Here is a 21,016-nt window from a genome sequence, read left to right as displayed (position 1 = left end):
GAGCCTCTCATGGGCAACTACATTTTCGCGTTGAGCGAGCAGGTGCGTCGCCAGCCGGTCAGCTATCGCAATCGCTTCGGCATCGAGCTGGCCGGCGACCTCTACCTGCCCGCTGACTTCCACAGTCGTGACGACTGGCCGGCGCTGATCATCGGCGCGCCTTATGGCGGGGTGAAGGAGCAGGGGCCGGGCGTGTACGCCAACGAGCTGGCCCAGCGCGGTTTCGTGGCACTGACCTTCGATGCCTCGCACAATGGTGAATCCGGCGGTTCGCCGCGGCGTCTGTCGTCGCCTGAGCTGTTCGTCGAGGATTTCCACGCGGGTGTCGACTTTCTCGGCAACCAGGCTGGCATCGCACGTGATGCCATCGGCGTGATCGGCATCTGTGGCTCCGGTGGCTTCGGCCTCAGCGCCGCGCAGGTCGACCCGCGCATCAAGGCCGTGGCCACCGTAAGTCTGTACGACATCTCGCGCCTGCATGCCGAGGGCTTTGCCGGCAGTCTGGACGAAGCCGCACGCAGGGCGACGCTGCAGGCCCTGGCCGAGCAGCGCTGGAGCGAGTTCGCCAGCGGGCGGGCGACGCTGGGCGAGCGCGGAGCACCGTTGCAGATCGATGCCGATACACACCCGATAGGCCGCGAGTTCGGCGAATTCTATTCACGGCCACGCGGCTATCACGCCAATTCCAGCACCCAGTTCACCCAGACCTCGGCACAGGGCTTCATGAACTTCCCGCTGCTGGACAAGCTGCAGTGGATCTCGCCACGGCCGCTGCTGCTGATCGTCGGCGAGCATGCCCATTCGCGCTTCTACAGCGAGGACATCTACGCCGCTGCCAGCGAGCCGAAGACGCTGCAGGTGGTGCCCGGCAGCAATCACGTCGACCTGTACGACCGTACCGATGTGATTCCTTTCGACCAGCTGCAGGCGTTCTTCCACGACGCCCTGCAATGACCAGCAGCCGGCTGACGGGGAGCCCGCCGGCGGACAGGGGTTGCACCGCCCGTCAACTCAAGGAGATGTGATCAGCATGAACAAGCGGATTTTCACCGCGGCGCTTTGCGTCGCGGTCCTGCAGACCGGCCCAGCCCGCGCTACAGATACGGGCGGGGGCGAGCAGCAGATCGTGCGTGCCGGCACTCAGGCCTCGATCGCCGGCCCGGAGCGGTTCTTTACCGGCCGTGCGCGGATCGACCCGATCTGGCCGGCCGATGAGCACATCAACACCTCCGGTGCGCTGGTTACCTTCGAGCCTGGCGCACGTTCGGCCTGGCATACCCATCCCGCCGGTCAGCGTCTGCTGGTTACTTCCGGCGTCGGCCTGACCCAGGAATGGGGCAAGCCGGTCCGGGTAATCCGCCCCGGCGACGTGGTCTGGTGTCCGCCGGGCGTCAAGCACTGGCACGGCGCGGCTCCGGACGCGGCGATGACCCATATGGCGATCACCGCGACCCTGGACGGCAAGAACGTCAACTGGCTGGAGAAAGTGAGCGATGAGCAGTATGGCCAAACGCATCAGGACTAGGTCGGGCCTCGCCATCGCTGCACTCGGCGTCGTTCTGGGCCTCGGCGAACCGGCGCGCAGCGCCATCGCCGAGGAGAACCCGGAGCAACCTGCCAGCAGCCATGCAACCCTCGACGCACGTCAGCAGGCCATCGTGCCGATCGCTGCGTTCGCTGCCGCCGGTGATATCGCGAGGCTCAACGGCGCCCTCGAACAGGGGCTCGACCTCGGCATGAGCATCAGCGACGCCCGCGAGGTGCTGGTACAACTCTACGCCTATGCGGGTTTTCCGCGCAGTCTCAATGCGCTGTCCGAGCTGATGAGGGTCGTCGAGGCACGCAAAGCCAGGGGCATCGAAGATGCGCCCGGGCGCGAGCCCAGTCAGCCCGTGCCCAAGGGCGATGCGCTGCTGGCTGCCGGCACGGCCAACCAGACCAGGCTGGCCGGAGCCGTGGTCGAGGGGCCGTTGTTCGACTTCGCCCCGGTAGCCAACGAGTACCTGCGCGCTCACCTGTTCGGTGCCATCTTCGAACGCGACAACCTCGACTGGCAGAGCCGTGAACTGGCAACCCTGAGCATGCTCGCGGCACTGCCCGGCGCCGAGGCGCAACTGCAGGCGCACATGCGCATGAGCATGAACATCGGTGTCAGTGCCGCACAGTTACGGCAGCTGAGCGAGGTGCTGGGGGAGCGCGTCACCGCCGAAGCTGCCGAGCGCGCCCAGCAGGCGCTGCAGCGCCAGCTGAGCCCGTAACAGGTTTCGGCCCGGCTGGCCTTCGCACAGGCTAGCCGGCGCTCGGCAGGTGATCCGCAGGATCGAAGCGCTCGCCGGTGTCCAGGCGAATTCCGCGCAGGTGCCGGGTGTGCAGGTACGAGGCATGCAGGGCCTCGGCGAAGTAGCTGATCAGGAGCGAGCGGCGACGTGCGCCGCTCGGGTTCAGGCTGCCCGCGTGAACCAGGTCGACATCGAACAGCAGGATGTCACCGGCCGACCCGCAGAGCTGCACGGCGAGGGATTCGTCATTGCTGTCGAATGGCGGCGCTCCCGGGTGCGTCCGATGGCTGCCGGGCACGATGCGGGTGGCGCCGTTGTCCTGGCCGTAGTCGTCGAGGTACACCAGGGCATTGGCGATGTCGCCCGGGCGTTGCTGTGACAGATCGCGATGCAGTTGCTGATGGCCGCCGCCTGCCAGGGGTTCGCGGCCTTCCACCTGGGCGATGAAGAAACGCTCGCCAATCAACGCACTCACCCCCGCCAGAAGCAGCGGCAGGCGGCAGATGGCCAGGACCTGCGCATCATCGTCGAGCTGCGCGTGGCGCCAGTCCGCACCTCGCGGCACGGGCCACTGATCCGAAGGTCTGACACGGGCATCGAACAGGCCGCGCAGCGCGTCCAGCCCATCCGCCGGCACGGCCTGGCGCAGCAGCACGTAGCCGTCCCGATGCAGGCGTTCATGGTCGATCATGGCGTTGTCCTTCTCCTCGATGGCGGTCACGGGCCGCTCCCGCCGCGATCCTGCAACGGCAAATTCACCCACAGCCCGTGAGCAAGACTGCATACAATGCGCGCCTGATCATTTCGAGCCATGCACATGGCTGCCCCGAACGAGGAATACGCCCCATGGCCTCCCCAGACAAGCAGAAGAAACGCGCCCAGCGGGCCAAGGCCAAGGCCAAGCAGAACCGCATGGGCAAGCCGAAGAGTCACCCCATCCATCCGTTGCTGGCCAACGCGCAGATCGATGAGCCGTTCGATGATGTGGAGATCGACCTGAGCACCTTCGACTTCGCCGACATCAAGGAAAACGGTTTCGACCCGGCGCATTTCGACGACCTGTTCCAGGCGATGGCAGCGGCCGAGGGCATCAGCCTGCTCGCACTGTGCCTGGTGTTCCTGCAATACCCGGTGCTGGAACTGGTGGTTGCCGAAGAGGCGCAGGATGATGCGACCGATTTCATGATGGGCCTGCTGATCGCCTATCGTGCAGCTTTCCACGACGAAGACGAAGAGGCCGCCGTGACCTGGATCGGCAGCGACGCCTTCCAGGCTGCCTACAACGACGCCTCGACTATCCTGCAGCGGAAGAACGCGCGCGGCTGATGTAGCCATCGTTCAGCCTTGCAACGCGGCCTCTATCCTGGCGATGTCGATCTTGCTCATGGTCATCATCGCCTCGAAGGCACGCCGGGCCGCCGCACGGTCCGGGCTGCCGATGGCGGCCGTGAGGATGCGCGGGGTGATCTGCCAGGATATCCCCCACCTGTCCTTGCACCAGCCGCACTCGCTGGCCTGGCCGCCGTTGTCGATGATCGCCTGCCACAGGCGATCGGTTTCGGCCTGATCGTCGGTCGCCACCTGGAACGAGAAGGCCTCGTTGTGGCGGAACAGCGGGCCGCCGTTGAGTCCCAGGCAGGGTATACCCATGACGTCGAACCTCACCGTCAGCACATCGCCCTGCTGGCCGGAGGGGTAGTCGCCGGGGGCGTGGTGCACGGCCAGCACGGCGCTGTCGGGAAAGGTCTCGGCATAGAAGGTGGCTGCCTCCAGCGCGTCGCGGTCGTACCAGAGGCAGATGGTGTTCTTGCTGTTCATCCTGAATGTCCACGGTTGCAGCATGGACTCCAGAGTCTAGACGCGCGGCTGCCGGCGGCCCTGTAGATGGCGCATGATCCAGCGCGTTGCGCAAGCCGCGTCAGGAGCGGGTGCTCTTGCTGCTGTCCATCACGATATGGCTGGTGATGGACGAGACATGGGGCAGGGTGCCCAGCACGTTGGTGTGGAAGTCCTTGTAGGCGCCGATGTCGGCCACCTCGACGCGTAGCAGGTATTCAACCGCGCCGGTGATGGTGTGGCACTCCACGACCTCGGGCGCCTCGGCAATGGCCCGTTCGAACGCTTCGAGGCTGGCCTTGGTGTGCTTGGACAGCCCCACCGTGAGATAGACCACGCAGCCGATGCCGAGTCGCGACCTGTCGATCACCGCCTTGTAGCCGGTGATCACGCCGCTGCGCTCCAGTTCCTGCACGCGTCTCAGGCAGGCGGAGGGCGACAGCCCCACCTGCTCGGCCAGCTTCACGTTGGTCTGGCGGGCGTCTCTGGAAAGCTCGTGCAATATACGTTGGTCTATTCGATCGATAGTGGTCATATCTTGTGTTTCGTTCGCTATGGCATCAATGAATTGCAATCGAGTTGCGCGCTAAAGGCAATAAAATTGTGCAATCGAAACCCAGGTGGACATGACCCAGCCAATGACCGATACCAGCGTGCTTCTCTCGTTTCTGCTCTTCTGCGTGGTGATGACCGGCACGCCAGGCCCGAACAATGCGATGGTCCTGCTGGCCGGTGCGCGTGTCGGGGTATGGCGTGCGATGCCGCTGGTGGCGGGCATTTCCGTCGGCGTCGGCCTGCTCCTGGCCGCATTGGGGCTGGGCCTCGGCACGCTGCTGTCGGCCATACCCGGCTTCGATGTGGCGCTGCGTGTCGTCGGCGCAGCCTACATCCTCTGGCTTGCCTGGAAGATCGCCAGCAGTGGCCCGTTGCAGGTTCGTGATGACGACACCGCACCCATGGGGTTCTTCGGCGGAGTGGCATTCCAGTGGGTCAATCCCAAGGCCTGGGCCGTGACCATCAGCGGCGTGGCGACTTACGTGCCAGCTGAGCATCACGCTCAGAACGTCCTCCTCGCGGCCGTGATCCTGCTGTTGGTCTCCGTGCCGTGCGTCGGCATCTGGGCCGTTGGCGGCGCGACGTTTCGCCGTCTGCTGATGCACCCCCGCTATGCGTTGCTGTTCAACCTGAGCATGGCGTTGGTGCTGCTCGTGGCCACGCTGCCGGCGCTCGTGCAGAGCATTCGTTGAAGCACCAGACCACTGCAGGCGTTCGGAAGGGGCATGCAGGCAGAGACCTCAGGGCATGTGCCCGACGGGCGGCTGAATGCTGAATTGACATATCGGTAAATCTCGATATTATCGCGGCATGGACCTGATCAGCATATTCAAAGCCCTGTCGAACCCTACGCGCCTCGAGATCCTCAGAAGGTTGAAGGATCCCGAGAAGGGCTTTCCTCCGCAGGATGAAGGGGACGTGCACACGGTGGGTGTCTGCGTCAGCAGCATCCAGGAAGGTGTCGGTCTGTCGCAGTCGACGGTGTCCGATTACCTGGCGACGCTGCAGCGAGCGGGGCTGGTGGAGGTCCGTCGTGTCGGGCAGTGGACCTACTACAAACGCAACGAAGCGAACATCAGTGCGCTTGCCGAGTTCCTTGGCAAGGAGCTGTAATCTTTTGATCTGTTATATCGATATTTCTCGATATCCCTTTTTCGCGAAGTGAGGGTTGAAGATGGCCTGAGAGCAGGAAATTCCGCGAATTTTTTTGTGTTTATATATCGAAAAATCCCGATATCCCTTTTTATCGAAGCGAGGAAATACCATGAAAGCGTTGGTTCTCAACTCATTTGGCGGCCCGCAAGCCTTCGAGCTGCGCGACGTACCCAAGCCAGTGGCGCAGGCAGGGCAGGTCCTGGTGCGGGTGTATGCAACGTCCATCAATCCGCTGGATTTCCAGGTCCGGCGCGGTGATTACGCCGATCTGGTGCCATTGCCGGGCATTACCGGGCATGACGTCTCCGGTGTAGTCGAGGCGGTCGGGCCGGGCGTGACGAGCTTCGCGCCGGGCGACGAGGTCTGGTACACGCCACAGATCTTCGACGGTCCGGGAAGCTATGCCGAGTACCACGTCGCCGCCGAAGGCATTGTCGGCAAGAAACCGGCGGCACTGAGTCACCTCGAGGCCGCCAGCCTCACCCTGGTCGGCGGCACGGCCTGGGAAGCGCTGGTGGTGCGTGCGGCGCTGAGGGTGGACGAGCGCATCCTCGTGCATGGCGGTGCCGGTGGCGTCGGCCATGTGGCGATCCAGCTGGCAAAGGCCATGGGCGCCAGGGTGTTCACCACCGTGCGCGAGGCGAACGTCGAGTTCGCCAGAGGGATGGGGGCCGACGTGGTCATCGACTACGAGAAAGAGGACTACGTTGACGCCATCCTGCGGGAAACCAATGGCCAGGGCGTCGATGTGATCCTCGACACCATCGGCGGCGACACGCTGTCGCGCAGCCCCGATGCGCTCGCGCAACTGGGGCGCGTGGTCTCGATCGTGGACATTGCTCAGCCGCAGAACGTCATCCAGGCCTGGGGCAAGAACGCCAGCTATCACTTCGTCTTCACCCGGCAGAACCGCGGCAAGCTCGATGAGCTCCGTGCCCTGGTGGAGCGTGGCCAGTTGCGGCCACATGTTGGCGCCGTCTATTCGCTTGCGGACGTTCCACGTGCCCATGCGCTGCTGCAGAGCCCCAACAATGGCCTGCGCGGCAAGATCGCTATTGCCATCGAGCCCTCGCTGCTCTCGTCAGCGCACTCGACCGCTCAAGCCACCCCGGAGGCAACCCCATGATTCACGAGATTGCGCTGCTGCCCATTCACCGCGAGCGTATCGAGCCGTTCAAGCGCGCCTTCGCCGATGTCGAGTACCTGCTCCGGCGTGCCGAGGGTTATGCCGGCCACATGCTGGCGCAAGGCATCGAGACGCCGGAGGTGTTCAACCTCATCGTGCGCTGGCGTTCACTCGAGGATCACGCGCCGGGCTTCGAGGCGAGTGAGGATCACCGCCTCTTCATGGCGGGGCTGGAGGCGTACTTTGCGCAAGAGCCGCAGGTCTATCACGTCGAGGCGGTCATGCCCGGTGAGTCTCCGGCGCCAGGGGCATTCACGTTCGCTGAGTGAGTCGTCGTGGCGCATGCTGGCCTCGCGCCTCGATCCGGCAGTCGGTTGCCTCCTGCTTCACGGCTGCCGGATCGCTGGGCATGGCCAGGCGCAGCGAACCGAAGAAGAGCGCGAGGGCGTCAGTGGTGGTGCGGGCGCGTGACTTGGCGAATAATCGCGGCCACTCCATCGTCGTCGAGCCATTGTCGGAATGTCCATGAGCACCACCTTGCCGCCCCTCGTTCTGTCGATCCAGTCGCATGTGGCCTGGGGCCATGTCGGTAACGCCGCTGCGGTCTTCCCCTTGCAGCGACTGGGCTTCGAAGTGCTGCCGATCCATACCGTGCAGTTCTCCAACCACACCGGTTATGGCCAGTTTCGCGGCCAGGTATTCGGTGCCGAACATATCCGCGACGTGCTGCTGGGATTGCGTGAACGTGGCGTGCTGCCGCGTCTGGCGGCCGTGCTTTCCGGTTATCTGGGGGATGCCGATAGCGGGCGGGTGATTCTCGAGGCGGTGGGGGAGATTCGCCAGCACAACCCGGCGCTGCGTTACCTGTGCGACCCGGTGATGGGCGATGTCGGGCGCGGTGTGTTCGTCAATCCGGCGATTCCCGACTTTCTGCGGGATCAGGCCATTCCCTGCGCCACTATCATCACCCCCAACCAGTTCGAGTTCGAGCTGCTGACCGGCAGCCAGCCGGCCAGCCTGCAGGAGGCCGTCAAGGTCGCCAGACAGTTGCGCGGACGCGGGCCGGATGTGGTGATCGTCACCAGTCTGGCGACCGCGGACATCCCCGAGGACGAGCTTGGCACCCTGGCGGTGAACGGCGAGGGCGCCTGGCTGGTGACGACACCGCGACTGGCGCTGCACCCCTTGCCCAACGGCATGGGCGATGTGTTCTCCGCCACCTTGCTGGGTCGCCTGCTGGCGGGTCAGGCCCTGCCGCAGGCGCTGGAGCTGGCGACCGCGACGCTCTACGCGCTGGTCGAGCGAACGGCGCAGGGGGCGCGCGACCTGCCGCTGGTCGCGGCGCAGGAGCAGATCGTCGAGCCGGCCCGTGCTTTCCTGGCCAGGCGCTTGCCCTGAACGGGCGTTCGTCGGAATCGGCGTGATCTCAAAGTGATATCGCGGTAATCTGGCCCTGTTTTCGGTCGCGCCTCGAAGCCGTGACCGTTTCTACGGATGGATTTTGACCTTCAACTCCAGCAGGCCACCATCACAGTAGAAGCGTTGTCATGCCGTACCGCCGACTTGTTGCCTCCCTCCTGGCCGTGGCTCTGTGCCTCGTCGCCAATCAGTCTCTCGCTGAGCAGATCAGCGGGCAGCTGCACATCAGTCTCACCATTCTCAAACGCTGCGAAGTATCCGCCGAGCGTGACCAGCAGGCCGTTCGCGTGCTCGGCAACGGTTGCGAGCAGGCCGCGTACCAGCTGCAGGACGGACGCGGGCGAGCGCTGCCGCTGAAGCCCGATGCAGGGGCGGCGTCGGTCTCCACGCAGTCCGTCGCGGATGCCGGCTCGACGCTCGTGGTCTACTGGTAACGCCTCAGTAGTTGATGATCAGCAGCACGTTGTCGGTGTACACGCCGACCGGCGCGTTGGCCTGTGACGGGTCGAGAATCGCCTGGTAGGTGAACGTCTGCGAATCGCCCGTGCCACTGGCGCTCAGTGGCGAGCTGCTGTTCCAGATCAGGCTGCTGCCGTTGTGATAGAGGTTGTAGCGCAGGTAGTCGCTGCCGTTTCTCAGCCGTCGCCAGGGGGCCAGGTAGTTCTGCCCGTCATCGAAGGTCAGCGTGTAGCCCTCGGTGCTGGTGCAGGTCACCGCGAAGGTACGTTGCTGGGCGGAAAACTGGCTGATCAGCGCATTGGCGCCGAAGTCCACGGCAGGCAGCGTATCGATGCGACAGGCCTTGGTCACGACCAGGGTGATGGTCAGCGTCGCCAGGGAGCCGCTGCCCCAGTTGGTGGGGGCGCCGCAGATGGGCAGGCAGCTCTGGGTCAGTCCGGGGCTGCGGCTCCAGGAGCAGAGGTTGAGCGCACCGACGGTGCAGATGGCCCAGTCCCAGCGCAGGGTGATCGTGGCGGTGTAGGTGCCAGCCGGCACATTGGGCCCGGGGTTGGTGCGAAAGTACAGGCCGATGGCGCTGGAGCTGCCGCCCAGTGCGACCAGGTTGATGGCGTCGAGCTGCTGGGGCTGGCCGGCTACCAGCGTCTGGCTGTAGCCGGAGTCGCGGTAGATCGAGAAGGGTATCTGGTTGCCCTGGCCGTCCTGCAGGGCCAGGGTCCCGGCATTCTGCAGCGTGACCCTGACATAGGCGGCGGCCAGTACCTGGAGCACGCCGGGGCAGGAGAGACCCGCACCGGCCGCGGCCTGCTGCTGGGTGGTGCGCAGGCTCAGTGAGTTGCTGCTGCCGAGGCTCACCGACGCCGCATAGATGCCACAGGCATGGGCCGGGGCGCCGAGCAGGAGGCTGCAGAGCGTCAGCGCGAGGGCCAGCCAGCGGGTCATGGCCGGGCACCGTCGTACTGGCAGGGGAGCGGGCCGACCAGGGTAATTTCCACGGCGTCGTCATCCAGGGTGAAGCGGCTGCTGCAAGTCCTGCCATCGGCCAGGCGTACGTCGAGGCGGTTGTCCTTGGCCAGACCTTCGAAGTACAGCAGCCCGTCCCAGCCGATGTAGCTGCGCTGGCCGCTGGGCTGATGCGTCACCTGGCTGCCTCGCGGCAGCGGGCGACCCTGGCCGTCGACCAGCTGGATGCTGGCGGAGAGGGTCATCACCATGGCGAAGTTGAGCAGGGCGCCGCTGCCCTGGTGAACCGCGATGCGCTTCTGGGTTTCGCTCAGGTGCAGGTTGCTGGGCATGTCCAGCAGGTCGACTTCGTACTGTCCGGGGTAGTAGGACGGCACCCAGGGCACCAGCAGATAACCCGCTCTGTCGGTGCGGCCGAGCAACTGATGCTCGTAGTGCACCGGCACGCCTGACTGGCCTTCGGTGCTGACCAGGACGAAGGCGTCGTCGATGCGGTTGCTGGCGAACAGCTGTCCCTGCATCGCCACCAGGGAGCCGCTGACGCCGCCCCATTGCGTGGTCTGGCCGTCGTTGCTGTAGACCCCCGCCTGCACTTGCGCATGGCGCGAGCGCCAGGTCAGATCGGCCTGGCGGAAGTCGCTGTCACCCTCGGCCACGCCCAGGTTCCAGCCCAGGCCACCGTCGCTGGGCGCGTTACGACTGTAGTTGGCGCGCACGCTCTGCTTGCCGTTACTGTCCCGCTCCACGCCCGTGGTCAGGCTGGAGTAGAGGTCGAAGGGCACGACCAGCTGGGCCTGGATGGCGTGCGTCGCATCGTCCAGCTGGCGGTTGAAGGAGAGGTAGAGGCTGCTGTTGCCCCACAGGCTGCGCGACCACGACAGGTTGATCAGGCGGGTCCGCTGGCCACTCTGTTCTTCGCTGGCGAAGTAGCCGATACCGAACGAGCCGAACCCTTCCGGGCTGAAGCTGAAGGTCAGCTGATCCTGCAGCTTGCTCAGCGGGCCGCCCGCGAGGTCGCTGTCCAGCGCCTGGGCGACGCTGAGGTCGGCATAGTCGGCGGTGCGCTGAATGCGCTGGGCGGTGACGCCGAAGCGGCGCCCGTAGTAGCTGTAGCCGAGGCTGTACTGCTGGCCGTTGCCGATGCCAGCGCTGTGGCTGATGGAACTGGTCAGGGTACCGAGCAGGCCGAGCCCGACGGTGGCGCCGATGCCGGCCTGCCTGAGCCCGGCGCCATTCTCGCCGTGCGCCTCCAGGGTGAGGCTGTCGCTCAGGCCGTAGCGCAGGCTGCCGCTGCCGACGAGACGGCCGTAGGCGAAATCCTCCACGCCATAGTTGCGGCGCAGCTTGCCCAGCGACAGGGAGAAGTCGGAGAGGCCCTCGCGCAGCAGGCTGTCGGTCACGTAGAAGGGGACGGTCGTCGATACCTGGCGGCCCAGCACATCGGTGGTGACCAGGGTCGCGGTGCCGGCGCCGCTGATATAGGGCACGGTGTTGAGGGTGAAGGGGCCAGGGCGCAGGTCCTGCTGGCTGACGCGGGCGTCGTCGATGAACAGGTCCACCGTGCTGGGCACCGTGGCATCGCCGTCGAAGCGGGGCAGGGGGTAGGTGATCAGGTCCGGACGCAGGGCAAACTCGCGCGACAGCTGCACGCCACCGAGGCGGACCGCGCTGTTCCAGGTCAGCGCACCGGTGATCAGGTCGCCGCCGCTCAGGCTGAGCATGCGTTGCTGGTCGTTGAAGCGCCAGGTGGTGTCGTAGCGGGTGTAGCCGTCGCGGTAGCCTGGGCCGGAGAAACTGTGGCGGTACACGCCGGTGTTGGAAATCATGCCGAAGCCATCGAAGACGCGTTGCTCCAGCCAGGTATTGGCATAGTGGCCGGCGTTCTCGGTGTGGCTGTAGTAGAGGTCGTAGTTGAACAGCGCGCCGAAGGCACTTTGCGCCGGCATCGGTTCGCTCAGGCTGCTGGGACCGAAGCGCTGGTGTGGCAGCCATTCGCTGGGCAGGGTCAGCAGCAGGCGCTGGCTTTCCTGCTGATAGTCGCTGTGCAGCGCGTCGATCCGGTCCAGGGCGACCCAGGGCGGCGGCTCGGGGGGCAGGCGGACGCCGGCGGCGAGCAGATCCTCGCGCTGGACGAACAGCCGGCCCTGATGTTCTCTCACTTCCGTTACCTTGCCGCTGGGCAGTTCATTGACGATCAGTTCCAGATACAGCACCTGAGCCTGGGCCAGTTGCTCGGCGTCATCGGCATGGGCCGTGCATATGCAGAGCACGGCTGCCAGTAACAGCAACAGGGGCAGTGAGCTACTCAGTGGCCAGTACCTGCGCTTGGCGACTCTCGTTGATGCGCGCCTGTATGCGCCCGCTGCGAACCCCGCGCGGCATCGGCCAGCGCATCCTGGCGCCGGGCAGGACGTAGCCGAGCAGTCCTTCGGCGACGGGCTGGGGGCCGTTGGCGCGCAGCAGTTCCACCTGCGACAGCCTGGCTGGTGCGGGGCCGACGTTGTGCAGGTGGAGGAAGGTTCCGGCGCGTTCCTCGACGAAGCGGTAGCGCAGGTCCGGCGCCAGTGGCTGACCCTGGTCGGGTGCTTCGCGCAAGCCGTCATCCAGATAGGCTCCGGGGCCGACCACGACCAGCGGCACGGAGTAGCGCATCTGGAACTGCACGCCCAGCTGCGACGGATTCGCCCTGGGCGGCAGCACCTCGTCGACCAGTACCCGGTAGGTGCGCAGGGTGCCGGGCGGCGGCGGTTGCAGGTTGACCAGCCTGACCAGCTGGCGCTTGCCCGGTTGCACGGTGGCCATCGGCGGGCTGCCGACCACCTGCTTCTGTTGGCTCAGGCGGTCTGCGAAGGCTTCCTGCTCCCAGGTCATCACCCTGACCTGCAGGTCCACCGGCTCCAGGCCACGGTTCTCCAGCCACAGTGCGGCTGACTTCTGACGATCCGCCTCGATCATCGGGTTGATGGGCCAGATGAGTATGGAGGTGGCCGCCTGCACGGCGACGCTGAGCATCGCTGTCGCCAGCAGGCAGCCGAGCAGCAGGGCGCGCGTGCACATGGCTCAGTAGCTCACGGTAACGGTGACGGTATCGGTGTAGAGGCCGGCCGAGGGCATCGGGCTGACGCTGAACAGGCGGGCGTACACCGGATAGGTCTGGCTGCCGCCGCCACTGGGGAAGTTGATGCTCATGCGCGTGCCTCCGTTGCTGTCGTCGCCCCAGATGATGCTGCGGGCGGCATCCTGATAGAGCTGGTAGCGCAGGCGCTCGCTGCCCAGGGCGAGGTAGCGGCCCAGGCCGACGCTGCTGGCGTTGAGCCCGGCATTGAGCGAGACGCTGACCGAGGTGCCGGGAGAGCACTGCAGGACGATGGAGCCGTTGCCCGGCGTGCTGGCGATGTCCAGGTTGCCTGGCAGGCTGCTGACCTGGCCGAACGACAGGTTGCCGAACGAGGTGGCGTCGCTGGCGTCGCTGGCGCCGCTGCCAAGCAGGCAGCCCGCCACGATTTCCGCGCGCAGCTGGAAGCTCTGGCTGACGATCTGATCGTTGACCCCGGTATCGCCGAGGACCGGCACCACGGGTGCAGCCAGCAGGGTCAGGCAGGCGAGGCCGGCTGTCGTGGGCGCAAGGGCTCGGCACGGCATCACCAGCTCACCGTGATGGTCAGGGTGTCGCTGTAGTTGCCCGGCAGCGGCGCGCCCTGGGCCGGTACCCGGGCATAGACCGGCAGCCACTGGTCCTGGCCGTTGCCCATGGCGCTGACGCCAGTCGTATCGTCCCAGACCGTGGCGTGGTCGGCGCTGGTGTAGAGGTTGTAGCTCACCACGTCGGCGCCAGGCCCCGCCATCTGCCGGTTGCTGGTGGTGCCGCTGTGGCCGGCGTTGATCAGCACGCGGTAGGGAATGTTCTGCTGGCAGTTGATGCGCAGGGCACCTGCTCCAGGCTGGCCCACGCGCTCGATGAGGTTGTCGAGCCTGAGGTGGGTACCGAAATCCAGGGTGCCGAAGCTGACCCCGGAACCGCTGTCGCCGCCTGCCTGGCAGGCCGGCAGTACCTCCACGCTGAGGCCGACCGTGGCGGTCTTGTCGACCGCAGGCAGAACGCCCGGGGTCAGCAGGAGTAGCAGGGCGATCAGGCGGTGCATGGCGATTCTTCCTTGGTAGGCGTGACGTCCTCTTGCACGGGCCGTGAGGGATTACCAGGCGATGGTCACCTGCACGGTGTCGGTGTAGGTGCCGGCGACGGGCGTGGTCTGCGCGGGTACGCGGCCGTAGACGACCACTTCTTCGTCATTGCCGGTACCGGTGCCGGAAAGCACGTTGCCGGTGGCGCCGCCATCGCCCCAGGACTGCGTGCGACCGGCATCCTGATAGAGGTTGTAGTCGATGAGGACGCCGCCGCTGTTCATGCGTCGCTGTCCGCCGCTGGCGTTCTGCCCGGCGTTCAGCGCAATGGTGTAGGGCGTGTTCTGCGTGCACTGCAGGCCGAACGAGCTGCCGCCGGAGTTGCCGAGGGAGCGTCCGTCGATCAGGTTGTTGAGGTCGTTGTAGTCACCGAATGACAGCGAGCCGAAGGTGTTGCCGCTGCCACTGGCACTGCCGTTGGTGACCGTACAGCCACTGCCGATGGTGATCTGGATGTTCAGTTGACCTTGCAACTCGCCGGCCGAGAATGCCGGTGCGGAGAAGAAGAAGAGGGTCAGTACGGCGCTTCTCATGACGCACTTCATCGCTCGAGTCCCTTCCAAACGGAGTTGCTTGGACCATAGTTCAAGCTCGTCTGAGGCTCAAAGACGGCCCGCCCCGTCCGGTTGGCGCAGGCAACGAATATTGCGAATAAATGACTGATTGGTCAGGAGAATTTGTCCGTGTAAGTAATAACCGGAATGACGAATCGGTGATTGCTTACAGGGTTTTCAGAGTGCAGCGTCCGGACCGGATTGCCCGGCCTGGCGCTTTACAACCGGCTCACCCCGGCAATCACCGGGGTACCGCTCAGCGGGTCGCTCAGCAGTGTGCAACGCACGCCGTACAGGCGTTCCACCAGCTGCGGCGTGACGATGTCGTTCGGGCTGCCGCTGGCAACGATCCGCCCCTGGTGCATGGCGATCAGGTGATCGGCGTAGCGGCAGGCGCTGGAGAGGTCATGCACCACCATGACGATGGTCTTGCCGGCGGCGGCCAACTCGCGGATCAGCTCGAACACCTCGATCTGATGGCCCAGGTCGAGCGCCGAGGTGGGCTCGTCGAGCAGCAGCAGCGGCGTAGTCTGCGCGATGGCCATGGCCAGCCAGGCACGCTGGCGCTGGCCCCCGGACATGGACTCCAGGGGGCGATCGGCCAGTTCGACCAGGTCCGCCGCCGCCAGCGCGGCGTCGACGATCGCCTGATCCTCCTCGCTCCACTGGCGCAGCAGGCTCTGGTGCGGCTGACGGCCGAAGCGGATCAGCTCGCTGACGGTCAAGCCATCCGGCGCGCTGGCATCCTGGGGCAGCAGGGCCAGCCGCCGTGCGACCTCGCGCGAGGGCAGGCTGCCGATGGCCTTGCCGTCGAGCAGCACGCTGCCGGCGCTGGGCTTGTGCAGGCGGGCCAGGCCGGCAAGCAGGGTGGACTTGCCGCAGCCGTTGGGGCCGACGATGGCGCTGACCTGGCCGCTGGGGATCGTCAGGTTGAGCGTGTCGATGATCAGGCTCTGGGCATAGCCCATGCTCAGTTCACGGGCTTCCAGGCTCACGTCCGTCGGTCTGGCGTCGGCGAGCAGGGAGGAAAGGTGGGTCATGTCGAACTCCGTGAGGGCTGACGCAGCAGAATCCACAGCAGGTAGGGGCCGCCGACCACGGCGGCGATGATGCCCACCGGAATCTCGATGGGGGCCAGCAGGGTGCGGCCGACCCAGTCGGCGAGGATCATCATCAGTGCGCCGCACAGCGCGGCATTGAGCACCGGCACGCCATGCCGGCGGCCCAGGTGACGCGCCATCTCCGGCGCCGCCAGGGCGATCAGGCCGACCGGGCCGACGACGGCAACGGCCAGGGCCGTGAGCCAGACGCAGAGGATCAGGGTGAGCAGGCGCATCAGCTGCAGGCGCACGCCGAGGCCGATGGCGACGCTGTCGGAAAAGCGCATCAGGCTCAGCGCGTTGATCAGCAGCTTGGCCAGGGGCAGGCCGAGCGCCAGACCGATGCCGAGCAGCAGCACCGAGTCGGCCGGGCGCGCATTGAGGCTGCCGACGGTCCAGGGGTAGGCCGCGTTGGCCGCGTCCATGTCGCTGCGCGCCAGCATGAGGTTGGTCAGTGCGCCGAACAGCGCGCCGATGGCGATACCGACGACGATGAAGCGGTAGCCACGTGCGCCGCCGCCTGCGGCCAGGGCGAAGGTCAGCACGGCGGCGGTGGCGGCCCCGCTCAGGGCCAGCGCCGAGGGGGCAAGGCTGGTCGGCACCGCCACGATGGAGGCGACCGCGAAGGCGGTGGCGCCGTTGTCGATGCCGATCACCCCCGGCGTGGCGAGGCGGTTGCGCGCCAGGGTCTGCAGCAGGCAGCCGGCGGCCCCGAGGGCGGCACCACTGAGCAGGCCGGCGACGAGGCGCGGCAGGCGCAGCTCCTGGATCAGGAACACCTGCAACGGCTCACCCTGGCCAAAGGCGGCCTGCAGTGCCTTCCAGGGTGTGAGGGCGTCGTCGCCACTGGCCAGGAGCCAGGTACTGACGGCGACCAGCAGGGCCCCCAGAATCAGGCCGACCGCCAGGCTGCGTCGATGCAGCAGCAGGCTGCATTCGCCCAGGCGTAGCAGGGAGTGGCCGCTGGGGGCGAGGCGGGGGCGTGCGGATAGATGCTTCATGTCACAAGGTCGGCAGGCGATGGTTGCGCACCACGGCGATCAGGATCGGTGCACCGACGAAGGCGCTCACCACCCCCACCGGCAGTTCGTAAGGCTGCACCAGCAGGCGCGAGATGACGTCGGCCAGGAGCAGGACGCAAGGCCCCAGCAACATGCTCAGCGCCAGCGTGCGACGGATGTCGGAGCCGACCAGGCGCCGCGCGATGTAGGGCACGATCAGGCCGATGAAAGCGATGGGGCCGGCTGCTGCCGTTGCCGTACCCACCAGGATCGCCACGGCCAGCAGCGTGCCCAGGCGGGTCAGTTGCGGGTGGTGGCCAAGGCCGCTGGCGATGCGTTCACCGAGGGCCAGTGCCGCCAGTGGACGGACGACGATCAGTGCCAGCAACACGCCGGCGAGCAGCCCGGGCATGCTCCACTCGAGCGTGTCGAGGGGGCGTCCGGCGAGGGCGCCGATGACCCAGAAGCGCATCTCGTCGGCGGTGCGCTGATCCCACAACAGCAACAGGCTGCTGAGTGCGCCGAGCATGCCGGAGAAGGCGGCGCCGGCCAGCACCAGGCGCACCGGGTCATCGCCCACACCGCGCAGACGGGTGACCAGCAGCACCAGCAGGCAACCCAGCAACGCGCCGAGCATGGCGACGCCCAGATGCAGGCTGGCGGCGGAGGCGCCAAGGTTGATGGCCAGCACCACGGCGAAGGAGGCGCCGGCACTGACGCCCAGCAGGCCCGGTTCGGCCAGTGGATTGCGGGTCACGGCCTGGAGCAGCACCCCGGCCGCGCCGAGGGCGACGCCCACCAGCAGAGCCAGCTCCGTGCGCACCCAGCGCAGCTCGAAGACGATGAAGCGGGCGTCGTCATCCTGGCCGCCCAGCAGCGCATGGAAACTGGGCAGGATGCCGATGTCACCGGCCCCGAGCAGCAGGCTGGCGCCACATAAAAGCAAAAGGCACAGGGCAGCGAAGCCCAGTGCCTTGGCAACGGTCAGGCGTGAGGCGGGCATCAGTCGAGCAGTGCCTTCTCCACGTCATCGAGCACCTGCTGGGCCGCCAGGTAGCCGGAGCTGCTGCTCCAGATCTGCCCATCCACGGTCATCACCTGATCCTCGGCGACGGCTTTCAGGCGCGTGAAGGCCGGCTGCTTGCGGGCATCGTCCAGGGCCTTGCGGCCGTCGGGGTTGAGCGTGGCGAGGAAGATCCAGTCGGCATTGATGCGCGACAGGTTTTCCAGGCTGAGCACGTCGCTGTGTGGCTTCTTCTCCTGGGCGGCCGCCAGCGCGTTGGGGCGCAGGCCGAGGTCGGCGAGCAGCTGACCGACGAACAGGTGGCTGGACATGATCACCGGCCCCTGCGGGTTCCAGCGCACCACGCTGATCGCCTGGCCCTGCGGCAGGCGCTGGCGCAGGGCAGCGCTGCGCGCGTCGATTTCGGCGATGCGTTGCTGGCCTTGCTGCGCCTTGTCGAGCGCCTGGGCGTAGGTCGCGTAGGTGATGCGCCAGTCCTCGAAGCTGTTGCCCTTGGGCACCACGGTCGGGGCCATCAGGCTCAGCTTGGCGTACAGCTCGGGCGACAGTTCGCTCGAGGCCAGGACCAGGTCGGGCTGCAGGCGCAGGATCGCCTCCAGGTTGGGTTCGCGCACGCTGCCCACCAGGGTGATCGCGCCGGCCTTGGCCTTCAGATAGTCCGGCACGTCGTTGCCACCCCGGCTGGCCAGCGTGCCGACGGGTTGCACGCCCAGCGACAAGGCGGCATCCAGCGCGCTATCGCCCAGTGCGACCACGCGCTGCGGCGTGCCGCTGAGTGTCAGCGGGCCATTGGCGCTGTCCAGCGTGCGTTCGCTGGCTTGCAGGGGAAGGTTGAACAGCAGCGTGGCGGCGAACGCCAGCGCAGTGCGTTGCACGAAAGAGGGGATGGACATGCAGGACTCCAGGCCGAAAGGGCTGCGATGACGCCGCCCCATACAGGATCGAAAGCAAGCTATCTTTTACCCTCAAGCGTAATGAAAATCCATTGCGTTTACGAAGTTTTTACAAGGGCATTGCTCAAGCTCCGCCTGTGACAGGTGTCTGCAGGGTGGTCATTTTCATTTCTGCTTTGAAACTCCTAGCGCGTTCATCGGCTTCTTTCATGCATTCGAATGCTGCAGACTAACGCGCATTTCCTTCCCTCCATCGATCAGGAGAGTGTTCATGAGCCCCGTTTCCTTCGCCCGCCAGCGCTACACCACCAAGGCTTACGATGCCAGTCGCCAGGTGGATCAGGCGATCATCGACGAGCTGCTCGAACTGCTGCGCCTGGCCCCGTCGTCGGTCAATTCGCAGCCGTGGCACTTCGTCGTGGCCAGTACCGCCGAGGGCAAGGCGCGCCTGGCCAAGGGCGCCCAGGATGGCTTCGCCTACAACCAGCCGAAGATCCTCAACGCTTCGCACGTGATCCTGGTCTGCGCGCGTCGCGACATCGACGAAGCCTACCTGGCCGACGTGCTGCAACAGGAAGCCGACGATGGCCGCTTCCGTGACGATGCGGCGCGCACCGGCCAGCACAACACGCGCAGCAGCTACGTCGAACTGCATCGCGGCCTTGGCGACATGCCGCACTGGACGGAGAAGCAGGCCTACCTGGCACTGGGCACCCTGCTGCTGGGCGCGGCTGCCAAGGGGGTGGATGCCACGCCGATGGAGGGCATCGACCGGGCGGCGCTGGACGAGGAACTGGGCCTGGCTGCCCAGGGGCTGAGCAGTGTCGTCGCCGTGGCCCTGGGATACCACAGCGACGGCGACTTCAATGCGGCGCTGCCGAAGTCGCGCCTGCCGGCCGAGCGCGTCTTCACTCACCTCTGAGCACACGGCCCCTGCACAGGGGCCGCGTCGCCATCATTCCGGCAGCTTGGCGATCACCTTGATCTCGAAGTCGAAGCCGGCCAGCCAGGTCACGCCGATGGCCGTCGCGGTCGAGTAGGGGGCTTCGCCCCAGTATTCGGCCGCGACCTCCCAGATGGTCTCGAAGCGCGAATGCGGGTCGACCATGAAGATGGTGGTGTCCACCACATCGTCGAAGCTGCTGCCCGCCGCAGCAAGAATCGCATTGAGGTTGCTGAAGGCCAGGCGCACCTGCTCTTCGAGAACCGGTTCCGGCGAGCCGTCCTTGCGACTGCCGACCTGGCCGGAGACGAACAGGAATCCATTGGAGCGCACCGCCGGCGAGTAGCGGTGAAGTTCATAGAGCGCATGGCGATCGGCCGGGAAGACCACGTCACGTTTGGGGTTCATTGCACACCTCCATCTGGGCTGCACTGCAGCCGTTGTTAACGATGGAGCCACTGTAAGAAGACGCCTGGCCTGGATAAACGCGCAACTCTGGTCATGACTGTTTGTAGAATCCAAACAATCAACAGTCGAGAGAGACGCGAGATGGACCGTTTCGATGCGATGCAGGCGTTCGCGCGCGTGGTCGAGACCGGCAGCTTCACCAAGGCTGCCAGCACCCTGCACATGAGCAAGACCAGCGTGACCCAGCTCGTCCAGCAACTCGAGGCGCGCCTGCGCGTGCGTCTGCTCAACCGCACCACGCGCAAGGTCAATGTCACCGCCGACGGCGCGGCCTATTACGAACGCGTGGTGCGCCTGCTGGCCGATGTCGACGACGCCGAGACCAGTCTGTCCAGCGCGGCGATGGCGCCCCGTGGACGCCTGCGGGTCGACGTGCCCAGCCCCTTTGCGCGGATGCTGCTGATTCCGGCCCTGCCGGCGTTCTACGCGCGCTATCCGGAGATTCAGCTGACCCTGGGGGTGAGCGACCGCATCGTCGACATCATTGGCGAGAACGTCGATTGCGTGGTGCGTGGCGGCGAGATCACCGACCAGTCACTGATCGCCCGCCACGTGGGCGACCTGCAGCTGGGCATCTACGCCACGCCAGGCTATCTGCAGCGCAGCGGAACGCCGGGCCACCCGCGCGAGCTGGAAGAGGCGGGGCACAGTACCGTGGGTTTTCTCTGGTCGCGGACCGGCAGGGCCTTGCCCTACGCCATGCAGCGGGGCGATGAGCGCATCGAGGCGCAAGGTCGGCCGCTGCTGACCGTCGATGATGGCAATGCCTATCTCGCGGCCGGCCTGGCTGGGCTGGGCATGCTCTGGCTGCCGCATTACATGGCCGCGCCGCACCTGGCCAGCGGCGAGCTGGTGCGCCTGTTCGAGGACTGGCAAATGGCGCCGATGCCGATGTACCTGGCATTCGCGCCGAACCGCCACGTCAGCGCCAAGCTGCGGGTGTTCATCGACTGGGTGGTGGCGCTGATGGCCGAGCATACCCCGCTGTCGGTGCATCGCTGAGCCGAGGGGGCGTCGTTCCCGAGGCTGACGAGCGGGCAGCAAAGAATTGTCTTGACC

General features: G+C 66.2%; 26 protein-coding genes. 12 read left to right on the top strand and 14 right to left on the bottom strand.

The features are described 5' to 3' along the window. Positions 1-9 precede the first annotated feature (9 nt). From FIV02_RS13000 to FIV02_RS12990, 3 genes are all read left to right on the top strand, one after another. Positions 10-954, top strand: a complete 945-nt coding sequence (locus tag FIV02_RS13000; RefSeq protein ID WP_037047950.1) for an alpha/beta hydrolase — start codon at positions 10-12, stop codon at positions 952-954. Between the two features lie 76 nt (positions 955-1,030). Beyond that, positions 1,031-1,525, top strand: coding sequence for a cupin domain-containing protein (locus FIV02_RS12995; RefSeq protein ID WP_152488840.1), 495 nt, complete (start codon positions 1,031-1,033; stop codon positions 1,523-1,525). Further along, a complete protein-coding gene (locus FIV02_RS12990) occupies positions 1,494-2,258 on the top strand; it encodes a carboxymuconolactone decarboxylase family protein (protein ID WP_152488839.1) in 765 nt (254 codons plus the stop codon). The genes FIV02_RS12995 and FIV02_RS12990 overlap by 32 nt, the downstream gene beginning before the upstream one ends. A 31-nt stretch (positions 2,259-2,289) precedes the next feature. Here the strand turns inward: FIV02_RS12990 and FIV02_RS12985 are convergent, their stop codons facing one another. Next, positions 2,290-2,970, bottom strand: coding sequence for a phytanoyl-CoA dioxygenase family protein (locus FIV02_RS12985; protein ID WP_152490122.1), 681 nt, complete (start codon positions 2,968-2,970; stop codon positions 2,290-2,292). 155 nt (positions 2,971-3,125) lie between these two features. Between FIV02_RS12985 and FIV02_RS12980 the strand changes: the two genes are divergently transcribed. Then, on the top strand, positions 3,126-3,605 hold the full coding sequence (locus tag FIV02_RS12980) for a hypothetical protein (RefSeq protein WP_037047946.1): 480 nt from the start codon (positions 3,126-3,128) through the stop codon (positions 3,603-3,605). 12 nt (positions 3,606-3,617) lie between these two features. On the opposite strand, the gene FIV02_RS12975 is transcribed toward FIV02_RS12980, so the two are convergent. Both FIV02_RS12975 and FIV02_RS12970 read right to left on the bottom strand, forming a co-directional pair. After that, positions 3,618-4,097: a VOC family protein gene (locus FIV02_RS12975; protein WP_037047943.1), complete on the bottom strand. Its 480-nt coding sequence runs from the start codon at positions 4,095-4,097 to the stop codon at positions 3,618-3,620. A 100-nt stretch (positions 4,098-4,197) separates the two neighbouring features. Then, the gene (locus FIV02_RS12970; RefSeq protein ID WP_047592563.1) at positions 4,198-4,650 is read right to left on the bottom strand and encodes an Lrp/AsnC family transcriptional regulator; all 453 of its coding nucleotides are present in this window, start codon (positions 4,648-4,650) and stop codon (positions 4,198-4,200) included. A 103-nt stretch (positions 4,651-4,753) separates the two neighbouring features. On the opposite strand from FIV02_RS12970, the gene FIV02_RS12965 reads away from it, so the two are divergent. The 6 genes from FIV02_RS12965 (at position 4,754) to FIV02_RS12940 (ending at position 8,804) form a co-directional block, all read left to right on the top strand. After that, a complete protein-coding gene (locus FIV02_RS12965; RefSeq protein WP_152488838.1) occupies positions 4,754-5,362 on the top strand; it encodes a LysE family translocator in 609 nt (202 codons plus the stop codon). Positions 5,363-5,480: 118 nt separating this feature from the next. Beyond that, the gene (locus FIV02_RS12960) at positions 5,481-5,783 is read left to right on the top strand and encodes a helix-turn-helix transcriptional regulator (RefSeq protein ID WP_037047921.1); all 303 of its coding nucleotides are present in this window, start codon (positions 5,481-5,483) and stop codon (positions 5,781-5,783) included. 151 nt (positions 5,784-5,934) lie between these two features. Beyond that, on the top strand, positions 5,935-6,951 hold the full coding sequence (locus tag FIV02_RS12955; RefSeq protein WP_152488837.1) for a zinc-dependent alcohol dehydrogenase family protein: 1,017 nt from the start codon (positions 5,935-5,937) through the stop codon (positions 6,949-6,951). Further along, positions 6,948-7,280: an antibiotic biosynthesis monooxygenase gene (locus tag FIV02_RS12950; protein ID WP_037047918.1), complete on the top strand. Its 333-nt coding sequence runs from the start codon at positions 6,948-6,950 to the stop codon at positions 7,278-7,280. The genes FIV02_RS12955 and FIV02_RS12950 overlap by 4 nt, the downstream gene beginning before the upstream one ends. A 196-nt stretch (positions 7,281-7,476) precedes the next feature. Beyond that, positions 7,477-8,349 (top strand): pyridoxal kinase PdxY, encoded by an 873-nt coding sequence (gene pdxY, locus FIV02_RS12945; protein ID WP_047592586.1) that lies wholly within the window; start codon positions 7,477-7,479, stop codon positions 8,347-8,349. Between the two features lie 149 nt (positions 8,350-8,498). Next, a complete protein-coding gene (locus FIV02_RS12940) occupies positions 8,499-8,804 on the top strand; it encodes a hypothetical protein (RefSeq protein WP_047592565.1) in 306 nt (101 codons plus the stop codon). Between the two features lie 4 nt (positions 8,805-8,808). Here the strand turns inward: FIV02_RS12940 and FIV02_RS12935 are convergent, their stop codons facing one another. From FIV02_RS12935 to FIV02_RS12890, 10 genes are all read right to left on the bottom strand, one after another. Then, complete coding sequence (locus tag FIV02_RS12935; RefSeq protein ID WP_152488836.1) at positions 8,809-9,771, bottom strand: spore coat protein U domain-containing protein; 963 nt, start codon at positions 9,769-9,771, stop codon at positions 8,809-8,811. Beyond that, positions 9,768-12,080, bottom strand: a complete 2,313-nt coding sequence (locus FIV02_RS12930) for a fimbria/pilus outer membrane usher protein (protein WP_256662953.1) — start codon at positions 12,078-12,080, stop codon at positions 9,768-9,770. The genes FIV02_RS12935 and FIV02_RS12930 overlap by 4 nt, the downstream gene beginning before the upstream one ends. A gap of 13 nt (positions 12,081-12,093) precedes the next feature. Further along, positions 12,094-12,849, bottom strand: coding sequence for a molecular chaperone (locus FIV02_RS12925; RefSeq protein ID WP_152488835.1), 756 nt, complete (start codon positions 12,847-12,849; stop codon positions 12,094-12,096). A 3-nt stretch (positions 12,850-12,852) separates the two neighbouring features. Next, complete coding sequence (locus tag FIV02_RS12920) at positions 12,853-13,434, bottom strand: spore coat U domain-containing protein (RefSeq protein WP_152488834.1); 582 nt, start codon at positions 13,432-13,434, stop codon at positions 12,853-12,855. Then, positions 13,434-13,934 carry a spore coat U domain-containing protein gene (locus FIV02_RS12915; protein WP_134676721.1) on the bottom strand — a complete coding sequence of 167 codons (501 nt, stop codon included), beginning with the start codon at positions 13,932-13,934 and terminating at the stop codon, positions 13,434-13,436. Before FIV02_RS12915 ends, FIV02_RS12920 begins: the two co-directional genes overlap by 1 nt. A gap of 51 nt (positions 13,935-13,985) precedes the next feature. Continuing rightward, positions 13,986-14,507, bottom strand: coding sequence for a spore coat U domain-containing protein (locus FIV02_RS12910; RefSeq protein WP_134676720.1), 522 nt, complete (start codon positions 14,505-14,507; stop codon positions 13,986-13,988). A gap of 239 nt (positions 14,508-14,746) precedes the next feature. Beyond that, positions 14,747-15,568, bottom strand: a complete 822-nt coding sequence (locus tag FIV02_RS12905; RefSeq protein ID WP_047592577.1) for an ABC transporter ATP-binding protein — start codon at positions 15,566-15,568, stop codon at positions 14,747-14,749. Continuing rightward, positions 15,565-16,629: an iron chelate uptake ABC transporter family permease subunit gene (locus FIV02_RS12900; RefSeq protein ID WP_134676719.1), complete on the bottom strand. Its 1,065-nt coding sequence runs from the start codon at positions 16,627-16,629 to the stop codon at positions 15,565-15,567. Before FIV02_RS12900 ends, FIV02_RS12905 begins: the two co-directional genes overlap by 4 nt. Before the next feature lies 1 nt (position 16,630). Next, positions 16,631-17,632 carry an iron ABC transporter permease gene (locus tag FIV02_RS12895; protein WP_152488833.1) on the bottom strand — a complete coding sequence of 334 codons (1,002 nt, stop codon included), beginning with the start codon at positions 17,630-17,632 and terminating at the stop codon, positions 16,631-16,633. Continuing rightward, positions 17,632-18,546, bottom strand: coding sequence for an ABC transporter substrate-binding protein (locus tag FIV02_RS12890; protein ID WP_152488832.1), 915 nt, complete (start codon positions 18,544-18,546; stop codon positions 17,632-17,634). The genes FIV02_RS12895 and FIV02_RS12890 overlap by 1 nt, the downstream gene beginning before the upstream one ends. A gap of 271 nt (positions 18,547-18,817) precedes the next feature. Here FIV02_RS12890 and nfsB point away from each other — a divergent pair, with 271 nt between their 5' ends. Beyond that, a complete protein-coding gene (gene nfsB, locus FIV02_RS12885; RefSeq protein WP_152488831.1) occupies positions 18,818-19,468 on the top strand; it encodes an oxygen-insensitive NAD(P)H nitroreductase in 651 nt (216 codons plus the stop codon). 33 nt (positions 19,469-19,501) lie between these two features. On the opposite strand, the gene FIV02_RS12880 is transcribed toward nfsB, so the two are convergent. After that, a complete protein-coding gene (locus FIV02_RS12880; RefSeq protein ID WP_037047879.1) occupies positions 19,502-19,897 on the bottom strand; it encodes a RidA family protein in 396 nt (131 codons plus the stop codon). A gap of 141 nt (positions 19,898-20,038) precedes the next feature. On the opposite strand from FIV02_RS12880, the gene FIV02_RS12875 reads away from it, so the two are divergent. Then, a complete protein-coding gene (locus FIV02_RS12875) occupies positions 20,039-20,959 on the top strand; it encodes a LysR family transcriptional regulator (RefSeq protein WP_152488830.1) in 921 nt (306 codons plus the stop codon). Positions 20,960-21,016 lie beyond the last annotated feature (57 nt).

This window comes from Pseudomonas sp. THAF187a (assembly GCF_009363395.1).
Classification (GTDB): Bacteria; Pseudomonadota; Gammaproteobacteria; order Pseudomonadales; family Pseudomonadaceae; genus Aquipseudomonas; species Aquipseudomonas khazarica.
Note: the sequence above shows the minus strand (reverse complement) of the source record. Positions and strands in the feature narration are given on the sequence as shown.

Excerpts from the sequence above, each read along its gene's own strand:
- FIV02_RS13000 (WP_037047950.1), top strand. The coding sequence starts at position 10 with ATGGGCAACTACATTTTCGCGTTGAGCGAGCAGGTGCGTCGCCAGCCG.
- FIV02_RS12995 (WP_152488840.1), top strand. The coding sequence starts at position 1,031 with ATGAACAAGCGGATTTTCACCGCGGCGCTTTGCGTCGCGGTCCTGCAG.
- FIV02_RS12990 (WP_152488839.1), top strand. The coding sequence starts at position 1,494 with ATGAGCAGTATGGCCAAACGCATCAGGACTAGGTCGGGCCTCGCCATC.
- FIV02_RS12985 (WP_152490122.1), bottom strand. The coding sequence starts at position 2,970 with ATGATCGACCATGAACGCCTGCATCGGGACGGCTACGTGCTGCTGCGC.
- FIV02_RS12980 (WP_037047946.1), top strand. The coding sequence starts at position 3,126 with ATGGCCTCCCCAGACAAGCAGAAGAAACGCGCCCAGCGGGCCAAGGCC.
- FIV02_RS12975 (WP_037047943.1), bottom strand. The coding sequence starts at position 4,097 with ATGAACAGCAAGAACACCATCTGCCTCTGGTACGACCGCGACGCGCTG.
- FIV02_RS12970 (WP_047592563.1), bottom strand. The coding sequence starts at position 4,650 with ATGACCACTATCGATCGAATAGACCAACGTATATTGCACGAGCTTTCC.
- FIV02_RS12965 (WP_152488838.1), top strand. The coding sequence starts at position 4,754 with ATGACCGATACCAGCGTGCTTCTCTCGTTTCTGCTCTTCTGCGTGGTG.
- FIV02_RS12960 (WP_037047921.1), top strand. The coding sequence starts at position 5,481 with ATGGACCTGATCAGCATATTCAAAGCCCTGTCGAACCCTACGCGCCTC.
- FIV02_RS12955 (WP_152488837.1), top strand. The coding sequence starts at position 5,935 with ATGAAAGCGTTGGTTCTCAACTCATTTGGCGGCCCGCAAGCCTTCGAG.
- FIV02_RS12950 (WP_037047918.1), top strand. The coding sequence starts at position 6,948 with ATGATTCACGAGATTGCGCTGCTGCCCATTCACCGCGAGCGTATCGAG.
- pdxY (WP_047592586.1), top strand. The coding sequence starts at position 7,477 with ATGAGCACCACCTTGCCGCCCCTCGTTCTGTCGATCCAGTCGCATGTG.
- FIV02_RS12940 (WP_047592565.1), top strand. The coding sequence starts at position 8,499 with ATGCCGTACCGCCGACTTGTTGCCTCCCTCCTGGCCGTGGCTCTGTGC.
- FIV02_RS12935 (WP_152488836.1), bottom strand. The coding sequence starts at position 9,771 with ATGACCCGCTGGCTGGCCCTCGCGCTGACGCTCTGCAGCCTCCTGCTC.
- FIV02_RS12925 (WP_152488835.1), bottom strand. The coding sequence starts at position 12,849 with ATGTGCACGCGCGCCCTGCTGCTCGGCTGCCTGCTGGCGACAGCGATG.
- FIV02_RS12920 (WP_152488834.1), bottom strand. The coding sequence starts at position 13,434 with ATGCCGTGCCGAGCCCTTGCGCCCACGACAGCCGGCCTCGCCTGCCTG.
- FIV02_RS12915 (WP_134676721.1), bottom strand. The coding sequence starts at position 13,934 with ATGCACCGCCTGATCGCCCTGCTACTCCTGCTGACCCCGGGCGTTCTG.
- FIV02_RS12910 (WP_134676720.1), bottom strand. The coding sequence starts at position 14,507 with ATGAGAAGCGCCGTACTGACCCTCTTCTTCTTCTCCGCACCGGCATTC.
- FIV02_RS12905 (WP_047592577.1), bottom strand. The coding sequence starts at position 15,568 with ATGACCCACCTTTCCTCCCTGCTCGCCGACGCCAGACCGACGGACGTG.
- FIV02_RS12900 (WP_134676719.1), bottom strand. The coding sequence starts at position 16,629 with ATGAAGCATCTATCCGCACGCCCCCGCCTCGCCCCCAGCGGCCACTCC.
- FIV02_RS12895 (WP_152488833.1), bottom strand. The coding sequence starts at position 17,632 with ATGCCCGCCTCACGCCTGACCGTTGCCAAGGCACTGGGCTTCGCTGCC.
- FIV02_RS12890 (WP_152488832.1), bottom strand. The coding sequence starts at position 18,546 with ATGTCCATCCCCTCTTTCGTGCAACGCACTGCGCTGGCGTTCGCCGCC.
- nfsB (WP_152488831.1), top strand. The coding sequence starts at position 18,818 with ATGAGCCCCGTTTCCTTCGCCCGCCAGCGCTACACCACCAAGGCTTAC.
- FIV02_RS12880 (WP_037047879.1), bottom strand. The coding sequence starts at position 19,897 with ATGAACCCCAAACGTGACGTGGTCTTCCCGGCCGATCGCCATGCGCTC.
- FIV02_RS12875 (WP_152488830.1), top strand. The coding sequence starts at position 20,039 with ATGGACCGTTTCGATGCGATGCAGGCGTTCGCGCGCGTGGTCGAGACC.